The organism is Dechloromonas sp. CZR5 (genome assembly GCF_008711155.1).
Classification (GTDB): domain Bacteria; phylum Pseudomonadota; class Gammaproteobacteria; order Burkholderiales; family Rhodocyclaceae; genus Azonexus.
This window is the reverse complement of record NZ_VUYQ01000022.1, coordinates 1-1,854: the sequence shown is the minus strand read 5'-3', so window position 1 is coordinate 1,854 and position 1,854 is coordinate 1. Positions and strand designations below refer to the sequence as shown.

At 56.1% G+C, this 1,854-nt stretch carries 2 protein-coding genes and 1 pseudogene; 2 read left to right on the top strand and 1 reads right to left on the bottom strand.

Annotated elements, in window-relative coordinates; genetic code table 11:
• Positions 1–167: 167 nt before the first annotated feature.
• A pseudogene (locus tag F1002_RS20815) lies at positions 168–500 on the top strand (transposase); the annotation flags it as partial.
• A 125-nt stretch (positions 501–625) separates the two neighbouring features.
• On the opposite strand, the gene F1002_RS20810 reads toward F1002_RS20815, so the two are convergent.
• Complete coding sequence (locus tag F1002_RS20810) at positions 626–1,549, bottom strand: LysR family transcriptional regulator (RefSeq protein ID WP_150430963.1); 924 nt, start codon at positions 1,547–1,549, stop codon at positions 626–628.
• Between the two features lie 107 nt (positions 1,550–1,656).
• Between F1002_RS20810 and F1002_RS21410 the strand changes: the two genes are divergently transcribed.
• Positions 1,657–1,791, top strand: a complete 135-nt coding sequence (locus F1002_RS21410; RefSeq protein ID WP_255584500.1) for a hypothetical protein — start codon at positions 1,657–1,659, stop codon at positions 1,789–1,791.
• The last annotated feature ends 63 nt before the right edge of the window (positions 1,792–1,854 follow it).

The following is a 1,854-nucleotide window of genomic DNA, read 5'->3' as shown; positions in this document are numbered from 1 at the left end:
GCAAATCCAGCCCTTGCATTAAGACCTGATTATACCAAAGACATATCCGTGGCCGCCGATTTTTCACAGCCTCTCAGGCTCGCGTAGCGGTTCTCAAGGTCAAAGAGGCTCGTTTGCATGGGCGAAGATTAGCCGGTGCTGGGGATTTGTAGAAGTGCCCCAATGCCTTTGGTGATGCTGGCTACCAAGGGGTCGAGAAGCGGGCCGAGAGTCTGGAAGTCCCGGTGATCTGGCATGTAGCCATGCGCCCGAGCAAGCGCAAGGCCCTGCGGGGAGCGCCACTGGGCGACCTGCTCGAACGGATCGAACACGCCAAAGCCCGTATCCGGGCCAAGGTCGAGCATCCGTTCCATGTCGTGAAGAACCTCTTCCGTCACCGCAAGACGCGCTACCGGGGTTTGGCCAAGAACACGGCCCAACTCTTCTCCCTGTTCGGCTTTGCCAATCTGGTGCTGGCGCGTCGTTGGCTACTCGACGCCAACACCCAAGGTGCGTCCTGAAAACGGAAAATGAACGAAAATTCCCGAAAACCCCCCTACCGGACCGCAAAAACAAGCCTGTTTCCTGGCCAAATCAGCCTCACTTGCCTCTACTTCCGGGGCAAGGTGAATTGTTCAGCGCTTCCCTAAGACATGTCTTGGGGAAACGTCGCGCAGAGATACGCTTCGCCATGCTCAAGCACGTAGTATCGGAATGCCTCGGCGGCCGGCGACAAATACTTGCCGGCGACATGCACGACAGTCCATCGTCGCATCACTGGCAGCCCCTCTAAGTGGGGCACAGCGATCAACCCGTTGTTCCATTCCAAACCGATCGTATGCAGCGATAGCAGGCTGATGCCCATGCCGGCCATCACAGCATGCTTGATGGCTTCGTTGCTGGGCATCTCCATGATAACAGTTGGCTGGATTCGATGTGTATCGAGGTATTCCTGGAGCACTTCCCGGGTACCTGAGCCGACTTCACGCATAATGAAAAATTCGGCCTCCAATGCGCCGACCGGGAAGCTTTCGGCGCCTGTGAATCGGTGGTTCGGTGACGTAACCAGTACATGCGGGTGCATGGCGAAGGGCTCGGCACGCCAGGAGCCGTCGTTCGGCGGCCGCCCCATGACACACAAATCCACAATGTTGTCCTGCATCATTCGTCCGAGTTGTTCTCGGCTGCCAAGCATCAAGCGCACTTCCACGGCAGGGTGCTCGGTGTGAAACCTCGTCAGCAGTTGCGGCAGGAAGCAAGTGGCGGCGCTGACCATCCCGATCGTTAGTCGTCCAGTCTCCAAGCGGGTCAGGCGAGCCATAGCGTCCTCGGTAGCCTTCAGCGTGGCAAGGAGTTTGCGTGCGTAATAAAGGAAATACTCCCCACTTGTTGTTAGCGACATACGTCGCCCGCTGCGATCGAATAAGCGTTGCCCAACCTGTCGCTCGACTTCCTTGATTTGCAACGAAACCGCGGGTGGTGTCAGATGCAGCACGTCAGCAGTTCGCAGTACACTCCCCTGCCGCGCGACCTCTACAAATACGCTAAGTTGCCTGAATGTGACGTGCATAGTTAATTATTTCCTCATCAATTAACAAAGTTTCCTTAGGTTTACTAATCTTACCTGAGCACATATTCTTTACGTCAACTACTTCTCGATTCGCGATAGGGGATTCCATGAACAAGGCTTTCGCAACCAGCCGCTCGACCACCCTCCGGGTTGCACAGACAGACGAACCCGGCTGTGCACCGGTAGGCCTTGTGCCTGCCAAGCGCATCGCCGACATCGCCGACATCGCTGAGAGGCTGTGAAAAATCGGCGGCCACGGATATGTCTTTGGTATAATCAGGTCTTAATGCAAGGGCTGGATTTGC

Bases quoted from the DNA above. Each gene is read 5' to 3' on its own strand.
- F1002_RS20810 (WP_150430963.1), bottom strand. From the start codon at position 1,549: ATGCACGTCACATTCAGGCAACTTAGCGTATTTGTAGAGGTCGCGCGG.
- F1002_RS21410 (WP_255584500.1), top strand. From the start codon at position 1,657: ATGAACAAGGCTTTCGCAACCAGCCGCTCGACCACCCTCCGGGTTGCA.